The organism is Solidesulfovibrio magneticus RS-1 (assembly GCF_000010665.1).
Lineage (GTDB): Bacteria > Desulfobacterota > Desulfovibrionia > Desulfovibrionales > Desulfovibrionaceae > Solidesulfovibrio > Solidesulfovibrio magneticus.
On the sequence record NC_012796.1, the window covers coordinates 3,253,074 to 3,273,435 of the forward strand.

The following is a 20,362-nucleotide window of genomic DNA, read 5'->3' on the forward strand; positions in this document are numbered from 1 at the left end:
GGAGTGCGCGCGCGGGTTCCCGACCGTAACCAGGCTTCGTGACGTTATGATGGAAACGCTGTGCATGGAGCGACGGCTCGACTTTGACGACCCGGCGCTCGCCCGGGACCTTTTTGGCCCCCACAATGCCAATATCGCCCTGATCGCCGGCAAATCCGGCGCGCGTCTCGACACCCGGGGCAGCTCCGTGATTTTGCGGGCCGACTCCGAGGAGACGCTCTCTCATGTGGCCAACGTGCTGGTACAGCTCTACGGGCTTTTGCGCCAGGGCAAGCCCATCTATCCGGCCGACGTGGAACAGGCCTTAAGCGTTCTGGCCAAGGAGCCCGAGGCCAGCCTCCAGCGCGTCTACCGCGAGGAATCCCTCGTCATTTCGCCCAAGAAAACCGTCACCCCGCGCACCGCCACCCAGCGCGACTACTTGGCCGCCATAAGACGGCACGATCTGGTCTTCGGCATCGGCCCGGCCGGCACCGGCAAGACCTATCTGGCCGTGGCCATGGGCGTGGGGTTCCTGCTGGAACGACGGGTCAAGCGCCTCATCCTCACCCGGCCGGCCGTGGAGGCCGGCGAAAAGCTGGGCTTTTTGCCCGGCGACATGGTGGAGAAAATAAACCCTTATCTTCGCCCTCTCTACGACGCCCTCAACGACATGCTCGACTTCCGCAAGGTACGCGAGATGCTCGACACCGGCGTTATTGAAGTGGCTCCTCTGGCCTTCATGCGCGGGCGCACCTTAAACGATGCGCTCATCATTCTTGATGAAGCGCAGAACACGACGCCCGAGCAAATGAAAATGTTTCTCACCCGACTGGGCCTGTCCTCCAAGGCCGTGGTCACCGGCGACGCGACCCAGATCGATCTGCCGTCCCATACGGCCTCGGGACTGGTCGAGGCCCGGCGGGTGCTTCGCAACGTACGCGGCATCGAGTTCGTCACCTTCAGCGACGCCGATGTCGTCCGCCATCCCCTGGTGGGAAGGATCGTCCAAGCTTATGAGCGAGATAGTCGACAGGGTTAAGCGGGCCATCAAGGCCCCTTCGGCCCAATCCCCGGTACAGCAGGCAGGCGGCTTCACGTTGCCCGAATGGGCACCGGGCTTCCTGTTTTTCCTGGCTGTGGTCTTCACCTTGTGCTTCGTGGCCCGCCTGGGCCTGGACACTTCGGTGCGTCTTTTTACCGCCGGCGAAATCGCCACCCAGGACGTGGCCGCCGACCAAAGCCTGCAAATCGAGGACGTCGAGGCCACCACCCGCCGCCGCGACCAGGTTGCCGAGGCCCAGCCCCCGGTCTTCGACGTCAGCCCCCTGCCCTTCGAGGCCCTGGCCAAAAGCGTCGAGGACATCATCGGCGCGGCCCGGGCCGCCACGGCCGAGGATCTGGAAAAGCTGCGCTGGCAGGTGGCCGAGAACCTCAACACCGACATCGGCCCGGACATCATTGAGGTCTGGCGGCAGGACGACTTCAAAGCGCTCATGCAAAAAGACGTGCTGCCCTGGCTCAAGCAGAACTACGAGCCCGGCGTGGTCAGCTCGGTCTCGGTTTTCACGCCCTATAAAAACGGCATCCTCCTGCGCGAACTGCCCTCCAAGATGGAGACCCTTCGCGTCGAGACCCGCGACATCAAGGACATCAAGCAGATAAAAGACGACCTGGAGCACATGCTCAAGGTCTCCCTCAACAAGCCCTTTCGCCAGCGCAAGGCCGTCTATTCCCTGGTCTATCCGCTCATCGCCCCCAGCATGACCCTCAACCAGGAAACGACGCAAGCCCGCAAGGCCGAGATCGCCCGGGCCGTGGAGCCGCTGTACTACATCATCAAAAAGGGCGAGATCATCGTGCGCCAGGGCGAGCGCGTGGGACCCATCCAGCAGCTCAAGCTCCAGTCCCTCTACTCCCACCGCAAAGGCCCCTACAACCTGCTGCGGGCCACGGGACTTTTCGGCATGTGCCTGATGTTTCTGGCCGTACTCTACGTCTCCCTGGAGCGGGCCGGGATCAAACGCGTGCGCAGCACCGACTGGGTGTTTCTGGGCGTGGTGCTGCTCATCTTCGGCATGTTGGCCAAGGTGGGCGACATGGTTACCCTGCCGGGTGGTGGCGGGTTGCCGGAGGCGACACGCTCAATCTACTTCGCCTACAGCCTGCCCATCGCCGGCGCGGCCGGTATTTTAGCGCTGTTTTTCCCCAAACGCCTGTGCATCTTCACCAGCCTCATCCTGTCGTTTCTGGCCGCCAACATGGTCTACGGCGGCATCGGCGCCTTTTGCTACTACTTTGTCGGCTCCATGATCTACGTCTACCTCATCAAACGCTCCGAGACCCGCTCCCAGCTGCTCAAGTCCGTCTTTCCGCTCTTGGCCGCCCTGTGCGTCATGTGGTGCTCGGTCAACCTTATGGACTTAAATGACCCGTCGGTAGCCGGCGCGGGCCTGGCCTTCGTTGCCCTGTCCGCCTTCCTGTCGCTTTTGGCCGTGGTCGGCATCGCGCCCATCATGGAGCTCATCTTCGGCTACACGTCGCGTTTCCGGCTCATGGAGCTGCTCAACCTGGAACAGCCGCTGCTCCAGGAACTCATGGTCAAGGCCCCGGGCACCTACCACCATTCACTGATCGTCTCCAACATGGTCGAAGCCGGCGCCCGGGCTATCGGAGCCAATCCGCTGCTGGCCAAGGTCGCGGCCCTCTACCACGACATCGGCAAGCTCAAAAATCCCCACTATTTCATTGAAAACATCTCCTGCAAGGAGAACCGCCACAACAAGCTCGCGCCGTCCATGAGCGCGCTAATCCTCATATCCCACGTCAAAAAAGGCATCGAACTGGCCCGTGAACACCGCCTGGGACAGGCCATCACCGACCTCATCGGCCAGCACCACGGCACCACGCTCATTGCCTACTTCTACCACAAGGCCAAGGAACTGGCCGAGGCCAAGGGCGATGATCCCATCCGCGAGGCCGATTACCGCTATCCCGGCCCCAAGCCCCAGTCCAAGGAAGCCGGCCTGATCCTTTTGGCCGACGCCATCGAGGCCTCAAGCCGCACCCTGGTGGACCCGACCCCCAGCCGCATCAAGGGCCATATCCAAAACATCGTGCGCAAGATCTACACCGAGGGCGAACTGGACGATTCCCAGTTGACCCTTAAGGACCTGACGTTACTCAGCGACACCTTCCAGCGCATCTTGACCGGCATCTTCCACCAGCGCATCGAATACCCCAGCGCCAAAAGCCCGGAGAAAAACGGCAAAACCCGCGAGGAAACGGCCTGCGCCGTGGACCCCAAAGCGGCGGAACACGCCGCGTGATCGGCCTTGCCCGGGGCGTCTTCGCCCCCGACCTGCCGGCCTCGCGTCCGGAGATCGACGCCCTGTGCGACGCGCTGCTCGACGCCCTGGACCTCGACGGCCGGGACTTCGATCTGACCCTTGCCGACGATGCCGCCATCGCCGCCCTCAATGGCGAATTCCTGGGGCTGCCCGGCCCAACCAACATCCTGAGCTTTCCGGCCGAGGACCCCGACCGGCCCGACTACCTCGGCGAACTGGCGCTGAGCCTCGACGCCGTGCGCCGGGAAGCCTTCCTCTACGGCCAGCCGCCGGGACTGCACATGGCCCGGCTGCTGGCCCACGGCTTCCTGCATCTGGCCGGCCTGGACCACGGACCGCTCATGGAATCGCTGACGGAGACCGCCGCCGAAACGGCGGCGGTGAGACTGGGACTGGACTAAGGGAAAGCGGAAGAGGCCTCGGGAGTCCGGGGGACTCAGTCCCCCGGACCCCCGACATTTTTGGGCGGCGTTCCCTGCAGGCAAGGCCTACAGGGAACGCCGCCCAAAAACATGGTGAAGTCCGTTGGCGTCAACGCCAACCACTTTCGGCTTATCTGTTCCTCACTTCCGCCCGACGTCGTAACGGCATTTACCCCTTAACCCATTTGGGGGGTCCGGGGGCCTTAGGCCCCAGCCGCCGGAGGCATCCCCCTCTCCTTCTTCCTCTTTCCCGCCTAGCCCTCGCGGCGCAGGCCGTCGATGAGGGTCGCCAGACGCGAGGCGGAGTTGGAGAGATTGTCCAACTCCGTTTCGGCATCAGCCATGCCCTGAGCGGTTTCTTCGGCGATGAGACTGATGTCGGCCAGGGCGCGGTTGATCTCTTCCGAAGCCGTGGCCTGCTGCTGCGAGGCGGTGGCTATGGAGCGCACCTCCTCGGTGGCGGTTTCGGCCATTTCCACGATGTGCGTGAGCGACCGGCCGGCGTTTTCGGCCAGCTTGGTGGTTTCGTCCACGGCCGTGGCCGCCGCTTCCATGCCGGCCACGTTTTCCCGCACGCCGCTGTCAATGGCCGAGACCACCGAGGCCACCTCGCCCGTGGCCTGCATGGTCTTTTCGGCCAACTTGCGGACTTCATCGGCCACCACGGCAAATCCGCGTCCGGCGTCCCCGGCCCGGGCCGCCTCGATGGCGGCATTAAGCGCCAGCAGGTTGGTCTGGTCGGCGATGTCGGAGATGACGCCGAGGATGGCCGAGATGCCCTTGGCCCGATCGCCCAGAACGTCGAGGCTGGTCTTGAGGCCCTGGGAGAGGCCGCGCACCCGGTCGATGGAGCGGGCCACCTCTTCGGTGGCGGACAGGCCTTCGCGCGCGCCGTCCCGGGCGGCCCGGGCGCTCTGGCTGGCGCGGTCGGCGTTCTGGGCCACTTCGAGCACGGTGGCGTTCATTTCCTCCATGGCCGTGGCCGTATCGGCGGTGCGTTCGTGCTGGCGCACCGTGCCCCGGTTGACCTGGGCCACCCGGTCGGTCAAGGCGTTGCCGGCCCGGGCCACGGCGTCGGCCAGATCCTCCAGCCGATCAGCCGCTTCGGTCAGACCGGAGCGCCGGGCCTGATCGGCCTGGCGCGTAGCCTCCTCGGCGGCCTGCCGCTGGCTCTGGGCTTCCCGTAAGTGTTTTTCAGCCTCGGCCGTGCGGGCTTCCACGGTGGCGAAGGACTGGCGAAGCTTGTCGGCCATGGCGGCCATGTCGGCCATGACGCCGCAGCCCTTGCCTTTGGCGACGCAGGTCGCGCTCACGGCATCGAATCGTCCGGCGGCCACGTCCCGGGCCACGGCAGCCACTTCCCAGGGTTCAGCCCCGAGCTGGCGGCGGATGTTGCGGGAGACGAGGACGGCGCAGACGACGCCTACGGCCAGCGACAGGCCCAACAGCAGGTATTGCAGCCGCAAATCGTTTTCGAGCTTGTCCAAGATGCCGGCCACCTGGGTGTCCACGGCCTGGAACTGGCTGGCTTTGAGGGGGGCAATGCGCCCGGCCAGGGCCTCGGTACGGGCGTCGAAATCGCCCATCATGGCGTTGCCGGCCTCGCGGCCTTCGGCCACATAGGCCTTGGACATGCGCTTGCCGACGTCGTACATGGCCTCGAAATCGCGCAGCACGGCAGCGGTTTCCGCCCGCAGCGCCTGATTGCCGGTGCGCTCGGCCAGGGCCGCGAACTTGGCCGCGCCGGCCCGAAAGGCCCCGGCCGCCTTCTCGGCCTCGGCAAAACCGTCGTCCTCGCCCGTGGCCGAGACGTCGGTAAGCCACTGCTGGACGTTGACGGCCTCGAATTGCATGCCGGCGGCGACGTCGGCCAGGGGAAGGGCCTGGGAGCGCATGGCCTCGGCCCGGTCCTTTACGTTGGCCAGGGAAAAGGTCATGACGAACGCCCCGACGGTCATGGCCGCCAGCACCAAACCAAAACCCAGCCCCAAACGCGCCGAAATAGAGAACTTCATGGATACCGCCTTGCGGATTGGGCTGCCGGCGGGCTGGGGACACGCATCGCATCGCCGTCGCCGGGCCTGGATTTTGAGTTTTACTGTTACAGACCGTTAAGGGGCGGGGTCAAGACCATGGCAAGAAACTTTTCCCTGGGCGGACAGGACGGCCCGAATTTCGACGGCTGCGTGCCGACCTTTGACGCGCCGGTGCACGTCACGGCCCGCATCCAGGCCGACCGCGCCCCGGCGGTGGCGCTGCTTCACGGCCTGGGCGATTCCCGGCTGGCCTTCGAGGACGCCTTCGCCACCCGCTATCTGGCCGGGGCGAGTCTGATCGTTCCGGACATGGCCGGCCACGGGGGCAGTCCGGCCGCCCTGGACTATTCCATGGAGGCTGCCACCCGGCGGGTGCGCCAGGTGCTTGACCACCTCATGGAGCACCACGGCCTGCGCCCGAGCCGCCTCTATCTTGTAGGGCACTCCGTGGGCGGCATCCCGGCCACGTTTTTTTGCCGCGACGCCGCCCCCGGCGAAGTGGCCGGGCTGATCCTGGCCGAGGCCTCGGTGACGCGCTTCGGGGCCTTTGTCTCGGCCCATGCCGAAGCGGCTCGGCTGTCGGGGCGTTTTGGCGAGTGGTACGCGGAGTTTCGCGACCAGACCATCTTTCGGGACTATCTCGGCAAGTTCCCGTTTTGCCGCCACTACTACGCCTCGCTGCGCTTTTGCCGCGAGGAAGCCTTTCTCCAGACCGTGCTGGCCGTGCGCCGCACCTCCCGGGCGCTGCCCGGCAAATGGAGCCACGCCGCAGGCCAAGCCCTTGCCGCCCTGCCCATCCCCAAGCTCTACGCCTACGGCCGCGACGTGGCCCCGGAAACCCGGGCCTTTCTCGACGAACACGCCGTGCCCACCCGCCCCTTCCCCACGGACTGCCATTTCCTCATGCAGGCCATGCCCGGCGAATTTTACAGTATGCTTGGCGAATTTTGTAGTTGAGGGGAGGGAAAAGGCCTCCGGCAGCCGGGGGCCTGAGGCCCCCGGCCCCCCAAATGGGCGTCGTGGATAGCTTTGCCAGATGGTGAGCGATGCAGCCGCCAAGGCCTTGCCAGAGCGGGGCGGGCGGGGCACAGTCGGGGCAATGTCCACCCCAGCCAAGGAGTCCCGCCATGGACGCCTTCCACGTGGCCCTCACCGATGCGGAAAAAGCCTTTCTCAAGGATCTCGTCCGGCTGGTCATCGCCGCCAGACTGGCCGGCAAGCCGGCCAACCTGCCCGCGCCAGACAGTGAAACCCTGCGCCGCCGCTTCGGGGCCTTCGTGACCCTCACCCTTGATGGCCGCCTGCGCGGCTGCATCGGCCACATCGTCGGCGACCAGCCCCTGGTCAAAACCATCGCCGCCATGGCCGAGGCCGCAGCCTTCGGCGATCCGCGCTTTACGCCGCTGACCCGCCGGGAGTTCGACCGCGTTGCCATCGAAATCTCCATCCTCGGCCCCCTGGAACCCTGCCCGGACCCGGCCCAAGTGGTCGTCGGCCGCCACGGCCTGATGGTGCGGCGCGGCGCCCGCTCCGGGCTGCTGCTGCCCCAGGTGCCGGTGGAATGGGGTTGGGATCGGGAAACTTTTCTGGACCACACCTGCCGCAAGGCCGGCCTGGAAAACGGCTGCTGGCGCGACCCGTCGGCCACGCTGTACTGGTTCGAGGCCGAGGTTTTTTAGGCGGAACGGGAAGAGAGAAGAGGGGAATGCCTCCGGCGGCCGAGGGCCTGAGGCCCCCGGACCCCCCAAATGGGCAAAGGGCTCGGTCGCTGGTCAACCAGGCAGAGGCGTTGATGATGTCCCTCGGTCGGACCGGCAACGACGCAGCTTCCCCGGCAACCAACGCTTTGCCGATATATGGTCATTTTTGCGCGCCGCGACTCCCGTTTTTGTGGAATCGCGGCGCGACTGTTTTGGGGCTGCCTGTAGACCGCCTGAAATAGTTTACTTTTTGTGATTGTCTCCATTGGCACGTTCCTCGCTTGAAGAAAAGCAGATGTGGGAACGCCGCCGTCAGCGGACAACTGGAAGAGGGAGCCGACATGAAACGCCTGCTGCTTATCGCCGCCATCGCCGTCCTGGGAGCGACCGTGTACGTGGCCGATCCGCCGCGTCTGACAGCCAAGGAGACGGCTGCCGCAGGCATTGTCGCCAAGACTCCAGCCGTCCAGAGCGAGGTGGTCCGGCTGGCCGAGGCCAGCCTGCTGCTGCGCCGCCAGGGCGAACCCCGGCTCGCCGCCTATGATCAGCACGCCGGGCCGCATCCACAGCGGCTTTTCGAGAGCAAATAGCGACACGGATTTGGGAGGGCAGGCGCGGCGGAGGGTTCGCCGCGCCGGAAGGGGACGCTTTCGGGCGTCCCCTTTTTTGCGGCATTCCCGTCCGCAGACGACCGCCAAAGCGCGGCGGCAGGCATGTTTGTGGCCTCTGGCGGCGGCCTGCCCGCCCTGCTCCAGGGAAGCAAATCCCGCTAGGGGCACAGACGGCCCCGCCGTCTCTGACGGCGTTTGCTGCTTGCGGCCAGGGACTCAGAACTCGCCGGACGGTCCAGCATTGCAGGCCAGGAAGGGGCAAAAGGCCAGGGCGGTTTCGGTGAGGCGGGTTTGCGTCCCGACTCCGGCGTAGAGGGCCAGGGGCGCGTCCAGGATCATGCCCGGACCGCCGTTTTTGCGGGCGGCCACCAGCACTAGCCTGGCCGGCGCGCCGGCGCGCGGCGAAACGGGCAGCACGCGCTTGACCACAAGCCGCTTGTCCGCCAGGGCGGCAAAGACCAGGGGCAGGCGCTCGGCCAGATGGATGCAGGCGAAGAGGCCTTTGTTGGCCAACAGATAGCTGCCGGCGGCGGCGAAATCGGTCATGTCGCCGTCCGTTTCGAAGCGGGCGGCCTCCCGGGCCGGGCCGGAAGGCCGGCGGCCCGAGGCCGGGTCGCGGTACGGTGGATTGCAAATGACCAGATCGCACGATTCCGGCAGGCAGCGGGCATCTTCACGGATACCGCGCAGGTCCACGGCCAGGGCCGTGAAGCGCTCGGCCAAGCCAAGGCGCGCGGCGTTTTGGCCGGCGGCCCGGACCATGTCCGGGTCGCGGTCCAACCCCAGGCAGGTCGCGGCCGGATCGGCCCCGGCCAGCAGACAGCCAAGACCAGCCGCGCCGCAGCCCGTGCCGAGATCGGCCGTCCGGGGGCCGGCGGCCAGACTCGCGGCAAAGGCAGCCAGGAGCAGGGCGTCGGAACCGAAACGAAAGCCCCCTTCGGGCTGGGCCAGCCCGCGCGGGAAGGCCTCGCGCGCGGCCTGCACGGCGTCATCCTCATATTCCGGCATCAATCCCATCCACGGCTTCTCTGGCTCCCCGGCCGACAGAGAGCAACTCCCCGTCGAAAACCCCTTACAACTTTTTCCCATGCGGGGGGTCTGGGAGGGGCTTAGCTCCTCCCGGCCGCCGGAGGCACTCTTCCCTCTTCCTTTTGGCTGGCCTTTTTGGCCCGCATGTTGAGGAGTTCGACCAGCAGGGAGAAGGCCATGGCGAAGTAGATGTAGCCCCGGTCTATGTGGCGGCCCAGGCCCTCGGCCACCAGGAACACGCCGATGAGGATGAGAAACGACAGGGCCAGCATCTGCACCGTGGGGTGGCGCGACACGAAGTGGCTGATGGCGTCGGCGAAAAGCATCATGACCAGGACAGCGGCGATGACGGCCGCCACCATGACCACGATTTCGCCGGACATGCCCACGGCGGTGATGACGGAATCGAGTGAAAAGACGATGTCGAGGATGGCGATCTGGGTCACGGCGGCGGCGAAACCGCGCACTTTCGCGGCGCGCTTTTCGTCCTCATGGGCCGGCTCGATCTTTTCGTGAATCTCGAAAGTGGACTTGGCGATAAGAAACAGGCCCCCGGCCAGCAACACGACGTCGCGGCCGGTGACCACGTGGCCAAGGACGGTGAAAAGCGGCGCGACCAGGCCCATGACCCAGGTGATGCCGAGCAGCAGCAGGATGCGGGTGCCCATGGCCAGCAGCAGGCCGATCTTGCGGGCCTTGGACTGGACCTCGGCCGGCAGGGCGTTGGAGATGATGGCGATAAAGACGATGTTGTCGATGCCAAGGACGATTTCCAGAGCGGACAGCGTCAGGAAAGCGATGAGGTTTTCCGCGGTGAAAAGGGCCATGGGCGTTGCTCCTGGGGGATGGCTTGGTCGCGTCGGAAGCTGTCTAGCAAGGGGCCGGGGTTTGTGTACAGCAGGGAAATAACGGGCGGCCGGCGCTACCCGGCCCTGGCCACGGGCAGTTCGTCCCAGACCGTGGTGTAGCGCGGGGAGCGGCTGGCCTGGCGCATGGCCCAGGGCTTGTCGATGCCGCAGGCGGCCGGAGCCAGGGCGCCGTGCCCCCATTTGGCGTTGACGGCGTCCAGGGCGGCCATGAGGCGGCCTTTCCGGGCATCCTCTTCGGGGGGCGCGTCGAGGAGCGAGCGTTGGCGTCGGCCGCCCGGCTCCAGGCCAAGCAGGATCACCCCGGCTTTCTTGTAGCGGTGGCCGGGCCGAAAGATCGTCTCCAGGGCCTGGCGGGCCGCCGTGATGAGTTCGCCGGTGTGGGCGGTGGCCGCGCGCGGGGCGGCGAAGGCGGCGTTGGCGTAGGGCGGGCGGCCGTCCTTGTCGGCATAGGTCTGGACGTAGGCCTCCACCCCTGAGGCGACCAGCCCCCGGGCGCGCAGCCGGGCGGCGGCCCGGGCGGCGTATTCGGCCACGGCTTCGGCCAGCTCGTCCAGGGTGGTCACGGCCCGGCCGAAGGAGCGCGAGGACATGAGCGTACGGGCCGGCGGCGGGGCGTGCTCCAGGTCGATGCAGGGCTGGCCGCGCAGCTCAAGAAGTGTATGCAGGCCCTGGACGGTCATGCGCTTTTTGACGAAATCCCGGGGCAGCTCGCGAAACGCCAGGGCCGTGCGGATGCCGAAGGCTTCCAGCATGGCCGCGTGGCGGCGGCCGATGCCCCAGACGTCTTCCACCGGCGTGGCGGCCAGGACGGCGTCGGTATCGGAGCAGGCGGCCAGATCAAGGACGCCGCCGCTTTCCGGGCGTTTCTTGGCCGCCCTGTTGGCCAGCTTGGCCAGGGTCTTGGTGGGGGCAATGCCCACCGACACCGGGATGCCGGTCCAGCGGACGACGGTCTCGCGCAGGCTGCGGGCCGTGGCCTCGGGACCGCCCGGCAGGCCGGCCAGATCAAGAAAGGCTTCGTCGATGGAATAGACTTCCATGGTCGGCGTGAACCGGGACAGCGTGGTCATGACCCGGGCCGACATGTCGCCGTAAAGGGCGTAGTTGGAGGAGAAAACGGCCACGTTGTGGCGCGTGAACAGCTCCCGGCACATAAAGGCCGGCTTGCCCATGGGGATGCCGGCCGCCTTGGCCTCGGCCGAGCGCGCGATGACGCAGCCGTCGTTGTTGGACAGCACCACGATGGGCCGGCCGGCGAGGTGGGGCGCGAAGACCCGCTCGCAGGAGGCGTAGAAATTGTTGCAGTCGACCAGGGCGTACAGCGACGGCATGGCGATCACGCTTTATGAATGATGTAGGTGACCACGCCCCAGACCATAAACGAGGCCTCGGGCGCGACTTCCACAGCCTGGTAGTCCGGGTTTTCCGGCACGAGCAGCAGTTTGCCGTCGCGGCGGCGCAGGCGTTTGACGGTCAGTTCGCCGTCCAGGGCGGCCACGACGATGGAGCCGTCTTTCGCCTCCAGGGCCCGGTCCACCACGAGGATGTCGCCCGAGGCCACGCCGGCGTCGCGCATGGAGTCGCCGTCCACGCGCACGAAAAAGGTGGCTGCGGGATGGCGCACGAGGTGTTCGTTGAGGTCGATTTTCTTGTCGATGTAGTCCTCGGCCGGCGAAGGAAAGCCGGCCGGGGCCGTGGCCAGATACAGCGGCAGCTCAAGCGCGGTCTTCGGCTCGAACCCCAGGATCGTCAAGGTGGGTCGTCCCATGGGGGCACGGTACGGGAGCGCCGCCGCGCTGTCCAGACGGCACGAGCAGGAAGGTGAAAGCGGGAAGAGAGCCTCCGGCGGCCTCAGGCCCCGGACTCCCAAAATGGGTTAAGGGGGACGGCGATGACGCGGCGGTTGAGGCGCGACGGAATCACCATGTTTTAGGGCGGCGTTCCCTGCAAGGCTTGCAGGGAACGCCGCCCTAAAATGTCGGGGGTCCGGGGGGCTGAGCCCCCCGGCCGCCGGAGGCATCTTCTCTTTTGCTGACTCAGTTTACGCCGCGTTCGATGAAAAACGGGGCGTATTTCTGGTCCGTGCCCTTGATGTGTCCCACCAGCCAGTTCTTGAGGAAATTCATGACCTCGGTGGTCAGCGCCGCCCGGTTGTCCCGGAAGTCGTTGCCAAAGGCGATGACCTTGTCCACGAAGGCCACGTGTTCCTTGCGGTGGTTGAGGTAGCCCGGATACTTGTACTGCTCCATGAGCTTTTCCTCGTAGCCGAAGTGGTCCACCGCATAGTTCTGAAGCTCTTCGAGAATCGCCTCAAGCTGATGCTTGCCCTTGCCCGAGCGCATGGCCTCGTGCAGATCGCAGATCATGCGTACGAGCACCTGGTGCTGGCGGTCGATCTCGCTGATGTGGGTGGCCAGGGAATCGTCCCACTGCAGCAGGCTGCCGCCAATGGAACAGGCCCCGCCGGAACCGTTGCCCGAGGCTTTGATGGCGGCAGGCTTGGCCGCTGGAGCGGGGATGGCCGCCGGTTTGGGGGCCGGGGCATATTTGGCGGCGGCAGGTTTGGCCGTCGGCAAGGCCTTGGGTTTGGCCGGGGCCGGACGCGACGGCGGCAGGGCGCGGGAAGCGGCCGGGCGTGACGGCGCGATGGCCTTGGCGGCCGGCCGGGCGACGGCCAGGGCCGGCCGGGACGCGCCGGCCTCGCCGGTCATCTGGCGGATGGCGGCGTCGAGGTCGTTCGTCAGTTCAGACAGGGCATGGAGGGCCTGGGACGCGGCGGCGGCGTCCTCGGCCGTGTCGCGGGCGATGCCGTTGACCTCTTCCACGGCCCGGTTGATCTCTTCGGAGGTGGCGGACTGTTCCTCGGAAGCCGTGGCGATGGACTCCACCTGGGTGGCGGTGGCTTCAACGATGCCGACGATTTCGTCCATGAAGCGGCCGGAATCGGCGGCCGCCCGGGTGCTGTCCTCAATGCCCGAGGCGGCGGACTCCACGGCGGCGATGTTTTCCCTCGCCTGTCCCTGGATGGACACCACGGCCTCGCCGACTTCCTTGGTGGCGGTCATGGTTTTTTCGGCCAGTTTGCGGACCTCGTCGGCCACCACGGCAAAGCCGCGTCCGGCGTCGCCGGCCCGGGCCGCCTCGATGGCAGCATTGAGCGCCAGCAGGTTGGTCTGGTCGGCGATGTCGGAAATGACGTTCATGATGTGGCCGATGCTGTCTGCCTGCTGGCCAAGACGCGTCATGGATTCCTTGAGATCGAGGATGCGCCGGCGGATGGCCTCGATGGACGTTACGGCCGAACGCACGCCGGCCGCGCCGGTGGCGGCCTTGTCCTTGGCGTCGGCGGCGCTCACGGCGGCGCTGGAGGCATTGCGGGCCACTTCCATCACCGTGGCGTTCATTTCTTCCATGGCCGCGGCCGTGTCCATCATCCGGTCACGCTGCTGGGCCGCGCCCTGCCCCACCTGTTCAATGCGCGAAAGCAAGCCGGCCGCATGATCCATGACGCTCTGGGAGATGCCGCGCGCCTTGGCCGCGCCGTCTCCCAGGCGGGCCAACATTTCGGCGGTGCGGGTTTCCTGCTCGCGGGCGGCAGCCAACGCCCGTTCGGCGTCGTCGGCATGTCCGGTACATTCCAGGTTTTTGGCTTCGACAGCGGCCAAGGTGTCCCTGAGGGACTCCACCATGCGGGCCAGGGCGTCGCGCAGCACGGCCAGTTCCGGCGGATAGTCGCCGGCCGGCACGGCCTGCAAATCGCCTCCGGCCACGGCTGCAGCGTATTCGCGCAGCCGCCCCAGGGGCGCGATGACCGCGCGGCGGAACATGAACAGCACCGCCAAGCACACCACGGCGCACAGCCCCATGCCCACGGCCTGAATGGTCATGAGCGTGGACACGTCGTCCTCGGTCTCGGCTTGAAGCCGGGCCACGGCCTTGTCCTGGGCCGCGACCATGGCTTCCGAGGCGGCCAGCAGGCGTTCGGGCGAAACGGCATCGGTCTTGGCCAGGATGGCTTCGACTTCGACGCCAAAAGGTTTGATCAGCCGGCCGGCCTCGTCGAGGAGTGCCGCGGCCTCACGGCTGGACGGGTCAATGGTGAACCTCTTGCTGCCTTCATACGTGCCGCCCCGGGCCAGCAGATTTTGGGTCGATTCCAGAGCGGATAGCCGCTTGCGAATATCGTCGGCCAGGCCAGCCGGCGCGCCGCCGCCCTTGGCCTGGTGGGCCAAGGCCAGGACGTCCTTGGCGATTCTCTGAACCTGCATCCGTTGCCGGCCGGCCAGATTGATGACAAGACCGTCGGAGCGCTGCTCGCTGGTGATGGACCACGTGGCCGCGAACATGCCCAGCGCAACGAGAAAAAGGACAGCGACGGAGGCGAGAATCCGGGCGCGAATACTCATGGATCGAAACTCCTTGGCCGGGCGGCAGCTGAAAAGCAATATCACTAGCCCGACAAAAATGTTCGAGCATGAGGTTCGCTCAGGTGTCAATACTCATTTTGATGACCGAAATAGTGCGGAAGCTCCGCCCAATATCTCTTCCAGTTCCGCGTCCCGCAAGGACAACCGGCGGCGCAGGCGCGCGATTTCCTCACCGGGATCGAACAGCGGGTAATCACTGCCGAAAAGGATGCGTTCCCGGGGATGGCCGTCGAAAATGCGCCGCAAGGTAGCGTCGTCGATAAAGGCCAGGGTGCTGGACGTGTCAATATAGACATTTTTGCCGACCAGATGCTCCACGGCGTATTGCCAATGGAGATAGCCGCCCATGTGGGCGGCGATGACCGTCAGCTGGGGAAAATCGCGCAGGATGGCCGCCACCTTGGCCGGGCAGGAGTTGTTCTCCTCGGGGGGCAGGCGGTCGCCTACGTGAAGCATGACCACGAACCGGCCGGACAGCGCTTCGAAGATGGGCCACAGCTTGCGGTCGTCCAGGCGGAAGCCCTGGAAGTCGGCGTGAAACTTGATGCCCTTGATGCCGTTGCGCCACAGCCGGTCCAGTTCGCGCTCGAAGTCCGGGTAGTCCGGGTGCAGCGTGCCGAAGCTGATGATGCGCTTGTGTTCGCGGTGGATGGCGATGGCCCAATTGTTGGCCGGAACCACCTGGGCCGGGGCCGTTGCCGCGTTGTGGACCACGACCTTGTCCAGGCCCGCCTTGGTCGCGCGCTCCAAAAGATCGTCGATCTGGCCGGTGCCGACAGGCGGGATGCCGTAGTGCCCTTCAAGCTGGGCCAGAACCTTGTCCGCGATCTTGGGATGATAGGCGTGGGTGTGGATATCAATAAACATGAGGGAAAATGCCGCGAAAAAGGCGGGAGGGTTAGAAGGTGAACAGCTCGCGCAGCCAGGACGGCACGGGCATGGGCCGGCCTTGGGGCGAGGTGCAGGCGTGGAGCGTTTCGCCCACGGCGAGAAGCGTGGCGTCCTCGGGCGGCCCGAAGACCTGATAAGCAAAGGTGACCGAGGCCCGGCCCCACTCGCTGACGGCCGTGCGCACGGTGATGGCGTCGTCGTAGCGGGCCGGGCGCAGATACCGCACGGCCATATCGCGCACCGGCAGCCACACGCCGCGCGCCTCGACCTCGCCGTAGCTCATGCCGCGCACGCGGATGAAATGCCCGCGCCCGCGCTCGAACCAGTGGGGATAGTGCCCGTAGTAGGCGTAGCCCATCTGGTCCACCTCGCCGTAGGAGACGGTGAGCGCCAGCCGCGAGTCAGGCTGGGGAAAGTCTTCAGGCTTGAGGATCAGGGCCATGGCGTCTCGTTCTCGCGTATCTCGCCCGGCGATCAGACGTCGCCAGCGTGTCGCAACCGTTTTTTGGCGAAATGCGCCCGGAAAGTCCGGCGCGTCAAGAACGGGTCCAGTCCATGGCCCGGCGCAGCAACTCGTGCCCCGCTTCCACGGCCAGCCCGGTCCCCGCAGCTTCGGCCTCGCTAAAACCCGCCGCACCGGAGGGTATTACGCCCGGCTGCCAGAAAAGAAAAGGCACGGGATCGGCGGCATGGGTGCGAATGGCGATGGGCGTCAAGTGGTCGCAGGCAATGACGAAGGCCGCGTCGTCGCCCAGGGCCTCGACCATGGGCGCGACAATGCGGGCGTCGAACCGGGCCACGGCCTCGGTCTTGCCGGCGGCGTCGCCGCCATGGCCGCACTCGTCCGGGGCCTCGACATGGACGAAGACAAAATCGCCGTCCTTTAAAAACGCCAGCGCCGCCGCCACCTTGCCCTCGTAGTTGGTGTCGAGCAGCCCCGTGGCCCCGGGCACGTCGATAACAGCCATGCCGGCCGCCCGCCCAAGACCCTTGACCAGATCCACGGCCGAGACCACCGCGCCGCGCAGGCCGAAGGTCGCGGCGAAATCGGGCAAGGTCAGCGCCCTCCCCTGGCCCCAGGGCCACACGGCGTTGGCCTTGGTTGCATTGTCCGGCCCGGCCAGCACGGCCGCCGCCTTGGCCGCGAAATCAAAAAGCGCCGGGGCGCGGCGAAACTCGGCCAGGTCCGGGGCGATGGGCTGGTCGGTGATGTCGTGGGGCGGACGCACGTAAACACCCGCCTCCTCCCGGCCGGCCGCGCCCTTGGCCACCAGGATGTGGCGGTACTGCACGCCGGCATGAAGCTCGTAGCCCTCCGGCAGGCAGGTCGCGGCCAGCTTCTCGACCAGGGCCGTGGACGCCTGGGTGGCGATATGGCCGGCGCTGTAGTCGCGCATGAGCCCGGCCTCGGCGAACTGGCTCACCGTGACGGTGTTGAGGCGGAAAACCACGTCGTCGGGCGCGACCGGCAAGCCCATGGCCGCCGCCTCGATGGGGCCTCGGCCGGTGTGGTTTTGGGCCGGATCAAAGCCCAGAAGCGACATGTTGGCCACGTCCGACCCCGGGGCCATGCCCTGGGGCACGGTGCGGCAAAGCCCCACCATCCCCTCCCGGGCCAGCCGGTCCATGACCGGGGTGGCCGCCGCTTCCATGGGCGTGCGCCCGCCCAGGGAATCCACGGGCAGATCGCCCATGCCGTCGGCGATGAGGAACACGAGTTTGCGGGGCAAGGGGGACGGAGAGGATGAAGGAGATGGAACGGACAAGATGATGCCTCCGGCGGCCAGAGAGAAACTTTTTGAAAAAAGTTTCTCTCTGGACTCTCTTCAAAAACTTTTAACGGGGCATGCCGAACACATGCACCGGTGATTACAATACCCGGAAATGGACCGTGCCGGGCTTGATGAAGGGCATGGCCCCGGTGTCGGCCAGCACGGCGTCGATGGCCCGGTTGGGGGCCTCGTGGGTCAAGAACACGATGGACACGTAGCCGTCCTCGGGTTCGCCTTTCTGCACGGCCTGGCGGATGGACACGCCATGCTCGCCCATGGACTTGGAGATGGCGGCCATGACCCCGGCCTGATCCTTGACCGTGAAATGGATGTAGTGCGGGGTGACGAAATCGTCGGAAGCGACCAGCTCGGCCTCGGGCAAAGGCTCGGTGCGAAAGCCCGTGTTGTTGGGGATCATGCCGTCCCGGGCCAGGGCCAGGATGTCGGCCACCACGGCGCTGGCCGTGGGCAGGTCGCCGGCACCCTTGCCGTGGAGCATGATGGGGCCGGAGGCGTTGCCTTCCACCCGCACGGCGTTAAACGCGCCCCTGACGCTGGCCAGCAGGAAGTCCTCATGCACGAGCATGGGCCAGACCCCGGCGGCAAGTTTGCCGTCGCAGTCGCGCACCTGGCCGATGAGCTTGATGGCGTAGCCGAACTCCCGGGCAAACCGAATGTCCTCGGGGGTGACCACGGTGATGCCCTCGACAGGCAGCTTCTCCAGGGGCAGATTGCACCCGTAGGCCAGCCGGATGAGCACGATGAGCTTGTGAGCTGCGTCGAAGCCCTGGATGTCCAGGGTCGGATCGGCCTCGGCGTAGCCGAGCTCCTGGGCCTTGGCCAAAGCGTCGGCAAAGGGCAGGCCCTTTTCGCTCATGCTGGAGAGAATGTAGTTGGCCGTGCCGTTTAGGATGCCGATGATGCTCTGGACGCGGTTGCCGGCCAGGGACGAGCGCAGGGTCTCGACAATGGGCACGGCTCCGGCGCAGCTGGCCTCGTAGTAGAGGCCAAGCCCCTTTTCGGCGGCCAGGGCGAAAAGCTCCGGCCCGCGCTTGGCCAAAAGCGCCTTGTTGGCCGTGACCACGTGCTTGCCGGCGTTAAGCGCCTTGGCAATAAGCCCGAAGGCGGCGTCGATGCCGCCCATGAGCTCTACCACGATGTCGATGTCCGGGTCGGTGACCAGGGCGTCGGCGTCGGTGGTGACCAGTACCTCGGGGCCAAGCGTCACGGCCCGGGGCTTGGCCAAGTCGCGCACGAGCACGGTCTTGACGGCAACCGACCGACCCAGGCGCGCCTCGATCCAGTCGGCGTTTTTCTCCAGCACGGCCACCAGGCCGGACCCGACGGTGCCGAGTCCGGCCAATCCGATGCGAACAGGGGCTACGGCAGCGTTGTTCATCCGGAAAGCGCCTTTTTTATGCCGCGGACGGCCTGATTGATGCGGTGGCGGTTTTCGACCAGGGCAAACCGCACGTAGTTGTCGCCGAAGTGCCCGAAGCCCAGGCCCGGCGAAACGGCCACGCCGCCCTCGCGCAGCAGCAGCTTGGAGAATTCCACGGACTTGAGATGCTGGAAGGGCTCGGGAATCTTGGCCCACACGAACATGGTGGACTTGGGCGCGGGCACTTCCCAGCCGGCCCGGGCCAGGCCGTCAATGAGCGCGTCGCGGCGCTCCTGGTGGACGTCCATGATCTCGCGCACGCACTCCTGGGGGCCGTTTAGGGCCACGGTGGCGGCGATCTGGATGGGCTGGAAGATGCCGTAGTCGAGATAGCTCTTGATGCGGGTCAGGGCATGGACCATCTCGGGGTTGCCGCAGCAAAACCCGACGCGCCAGCCGGCCATGGAATAGCTTTTGGTGAGGGAGAAAAACTCCACGCCCACGTCTTTCGCGCCCTTGGCCTGCAAAAAGCTCGGCGGCTGGTAGCCGTCGAAGCCGAAGTCGGCGTAGGCGAAGTCGTGGATGACCATCATGTCGTGTTCTTTGCAGAATTCGACGATGCGCTCGAAAAACGGCACGTCGGCCGTGACCGTGGTCGGGTTGTGCGGATAGGAAATGATGAGCAGCTTGGGCTGGGGCCAGGTCTGGCGCGTGGCGGCCAGCAGGTCCTCGAAAAAGTCCCGGTCGCTGCTTATCGGGATGCGCCGCACGTCGGCTCCGGCGATGATGCAGGAGTACGGATGGATCGGATAGGCCGGGTCGGTGGCGAAAACCACGTCGCCGGGCGAGAGCATGACGAGCGCCAGGTGGGCCAGGCCTTCCTTGGCCCCCATGGTGACCACGGCTTCGGTTTCGGGGTCGATGTCAACGTCGAAGCGGCGCTTGTACCAGGCCGAGACGGCGTTTCGCAGGCCCTTGATGCCACGCGATGCCGAGTAGCGGTGGTTCACGGCCTTTTGGGCGGCCTCGACGAGTTTTTCGACGATATGGGGGGGCGTGGGCAGGTCGGGGTTGCCCATGCCCAGGTCGATGACGTCCTCGTTTCGCCGCCGCATCTGCATTTTGAGCTCATTGACGGTGGCGAAGACGTATGGGGGAAGGCGCTCCATACGCGCGAACTTTTTCATGCCCTGGACTCCTTTTGAGGGGGCTCGTTAATGCGAAACGGGAGCATATGCGCCTGCCCGGCCCCCTGTAAAGAGCGTATGAGGTCAAAGGCTTGGGGAAAAGCAGTTTTTTTCCTTGACCGCGAGCGGGCAAACGTTTACCTCACCGTTTTGCGGAGAGGTGGCCGAGTTGGCCGAAGGCGCTCGCCTGCTAAGCGGGTAACGGGGCTTAAACCCTGTTCGAGGGTTCAAATCCCTCCCTCTCCGCCAGATATTTAGAATCATTAAGAAAAGCCGTCCAAATTTGGGCGGCTTTTCGCTTTTTTCGACCTGCCTTGCGAGTAGCGAATCCCGCGTCGACCTAGTTGTCGACCTACCCTTCCCTCGAAAAAAATTTCACCCCCCGCTAAACCACGCCCCTCTCCTCACCCTACTCAGCCCCACCGCCATCCACCCAGGGTATCCTCACACCCTATGGATGGAACTTCCATTTCCAGGAATGACATCCTAAGAATTCGGTGACACGGCCCTCCTCTGCCCGGTTTGCCCGATTTTGAACTTATCCTTCTCCGGGGTTTTGACAGAGGGGTTCACCAAAGTGCATAGTGGTACTGTGGTTTGCAGAAGGGACTCGCCCAAAACGCTGGTTGTTGATCTAGGTTTTTGAAAGTGGCCTGGCACTGAAATTATTATGAAAACTGGAGAGTGGCCCTGGAGAAACACCATTTT

Annotated in this window: 17 protein-coding genes and 1 tRNA gene; 7 read left to right on the forward strand and 11 right to left on the reverse strand. The window is 65.8% G+C overall.

Features of this window, described 5'->3' with window-relative positions; translation table 11 throughout:
* Positions 1-46 precede the first annotated feature (46 nt).
* Genes DMR_RS13870 through ybeY form a run of 3 tightly spaced genes read left to right on the forward strand, consistent with a single transcriptional unit; the run spans position 47 to position 3,730 of the window.
* Complete coding sequence (locus tag DMR_RS13870) at positions 47-1,021, forward strand: PhoH family protein (RefSeq protein WP_015861539.1); 975 nt, start codon at positions 47-49, stop codon at positions 1,019-1,021.
* Positions 996-3,308 (forward strand): HD family phosphohydrolase, encoded by a 2,313-nt coding sequence (locus DMR_RS13875; protein WP_043600708.1) that lies wholly within the window; start codon positions 996-998, stop codon positions 3,306-3,308. Before DMR_RS13870 ends, DMR_RS13875 begins: the two co-directional genes overlap by 26 nt.
* Positions 3,305-3,730: an rRNA maturation RNase YbeY gene (gene ybeY, locus DMR_RS13880; RefSeq protein ID WP_015861541.1), complete on the forward strand. Its 426-nt coding sequence runs from the start codon at positions 3,305-3,307 to the stop codon at positions 3,728-3,730. The genes DMR_RS13875 and ybeY overlap by 4 nt, the downstream gene beginning before the upstream one ends.
* A gap of 275 nt (positions 3,731-4,005) precedes the next feature.
* Here the strand turns inward: ybeY and DMR_RS13885 are convergent, their stop codons facing one another.
* Entirely contained in the window at positions 4,006-5,766 is a 1,761-nt protein-coding gene (locus DMR_RS13885) for a methyl-accepting chemotaxis protein (protein ID WP_015861542.1), read from the reverse strand.
* Between the two features lie 117 nt (positions 5,767-5,883).
* Between DMR_RS13885 and DMR_RS13890 the strand changes: the two genes are divergently transcribed.
* The 3 genes from DMR_RS13890 (at position 5,884) to DMR_RS13900 (ending at position 8,077) form a co-directional block, all read left to right on the forward strand.
* Positions 5,884-6,744: an alpha/beta fold hydrolase gene (locus tag DMR_RS13890; RefSeq protein WP_015861543.1), complete on the forward strand. Its 861-nt coding sequence runs from the start codon at positions 5,884-5,886 to the stop codon at positions 6,742-6,744.
* 170 nt (positions 6,745-6,914) lie between these two features.
* Positions 6,915-7,466: an AmmeMemoRadiSam system protein A gene (gene amrA, locus DMR_RS13895; protein ID WP_015861544.1), complete on the forward strand. Its 552-nt coding sequence runs from the start codon at positions 6,915-6,917 to the stop codon at positions 7,464-7,466.
* 362 nt (positions 7,467-7,828) lie between these two features.
* Positions 7,829-8,077, forward strand: a complete 249-nt coding sequence (locus tag DMR_RS13900) for a hypothetical protein (protein ID WP_015861545.1) — start codon at positions 7,829-7,831, stop codon at positions 8,075-8,077.
* A gap of 237 nt (positions 8,078-8,314) precedes the next feature.
* On the opposite strand, the gene DMR_RS13905 is transcribed toward DMR_RS13900, so the two are convergent.
* The 10 genes from DMR_RS13905 to DMR_RS13950 form a co-directional block, all read right to left on the reverse strand.
* Positions 8,315-9,106, reverse strand: coding sequence for a tRNA1(Val) (adenine(37)-N6)-methyltransferase (locus DMR_RS13905; RefSeq protein ID WP_043600711.1), 792 nt, complete (start codon positions 9,104-9,106; stop codon positions 8,315-8,317).
* A gap of 101 nt (positions 9,107-9,207) precedes the next feature.
* Positions 9,208-9,954: a TerC family protein gene (locus DMR_RS13910; protein ID WP_015861547.1), complete on the reverse strand. Its 747-nt coding sequence runs from the start codon at positions 9,952-9,954 to the stop codon at positions 9,208-9,210.
* Between the two features lie 95 nt (positions 9,955-10,049).
* The gene (locus tag DMR_RS13915; protein WP_015861548.1) at positions 10,050-11,327 is read right to left on the reverse strand and encodes a Y-family DNA polymerase; all 1,278 of its coding nucleotides are present in this window, start codon (positions 11,325-11,327) and stop codon (positions 10,050-10,052) included.
* 5 nt (positions 11,328-11,332) lie between these two features.
* A complete protein-coding gene (locus DMR_RS13920; RefSeq protein ID WP_015861549.1) occupies positions 11,333-11,764 on the reverse strand; it encodes a LexA family protein in 432 nt (143 codons plus the stop codon).
* 268 nt (positions 11,765-12,032) lie between these two features.
* Positions 12,033-14,402 carry a bacteriohemerythrin gene (locus tag DMR_RS13925; protein WP_043600714.1) on the reverse strand — a complete coding sequence of 790 codons (2,370 nt, stop codon included), beginning with the start codon at positions 14,400-14,402 and terminating at the stop codon, positions 12,033-12,035.
* Positions 14,403-14,495: 93 nt separating this feature from the next.
* A complete protein-coding gene (locus DMR_RS13930) occupies positions 14,496-15,290 on the reverse strand; it encodes an amidohydrolase family protein (protein ID WP_015861551.1) in 795 nt (264 codons plus the stop codon).
* Between the two features lie 31 nt (positions 15,291-15,321).
* Positions 15,322-15,756 carry an acyl-CoA thioesterase gene (locus DMR_RS13935; RefSeq protein ID WP_015861552.1) on the reverse strand — a complete coding sequence of 145 codons (435 nt, stop codon included), beginning with the start codon at positions 15,754-15,756 and terminating at the stop codon, positions 15,322-15,324.
* A 94-nt stretch (positions 15,757-15,850) separates the two neighbouring features.
* A complete protein-coding gene (locus DMR_RS13940; protein ID WP_148208438.1) occupies positions 15,851-17,080 on the reverse strand; it encodes a cofactor-independent phosphoglycerate mutase in 1,230 nt (409 codons plus the stop codon).
* Positions 17,081-17,183: 103 nt separating this feature from the next.
* On the reverse strand, positions 17,184-18,485 hold the full coding sequence (locus DMR_RS13945; protein ID WP_015861554.1) for a homoserine dehydrogenase: 1,302 nt from the start codon (positions 18,483-18,485) through the stop codon (positions 17,184-17,186).
* Complete coding sequence (locus tag DMR_RS13950) at positions 18,482-19,654, reverse strand: aminotransferase class I/II-fold pyridoxal phosphate-dependent enzyme (protein WP_015861555.1); 1,173 nt, start codon at positions 19,652-19,654, stop codon at positions 18,482-18,484. Before DMR_RS13950 ends, DMR_RS13945 begins: the two co-directional genes overlap by 4 nt.
* A 154-nt stretch (positions 19,655-19,808) precedes the next feature.
* Between DMR_RS13950 and DMR_RS13955 the strand changes: the two genes are divergently transcribed.
* Positions 19,809-19,903 (forward strand) — tRNA-Ser (locus tag DMR_RS13955).
* The last annotated feature ends 459 nt before the right edge of the window (positions 19,904-20,362 follow it).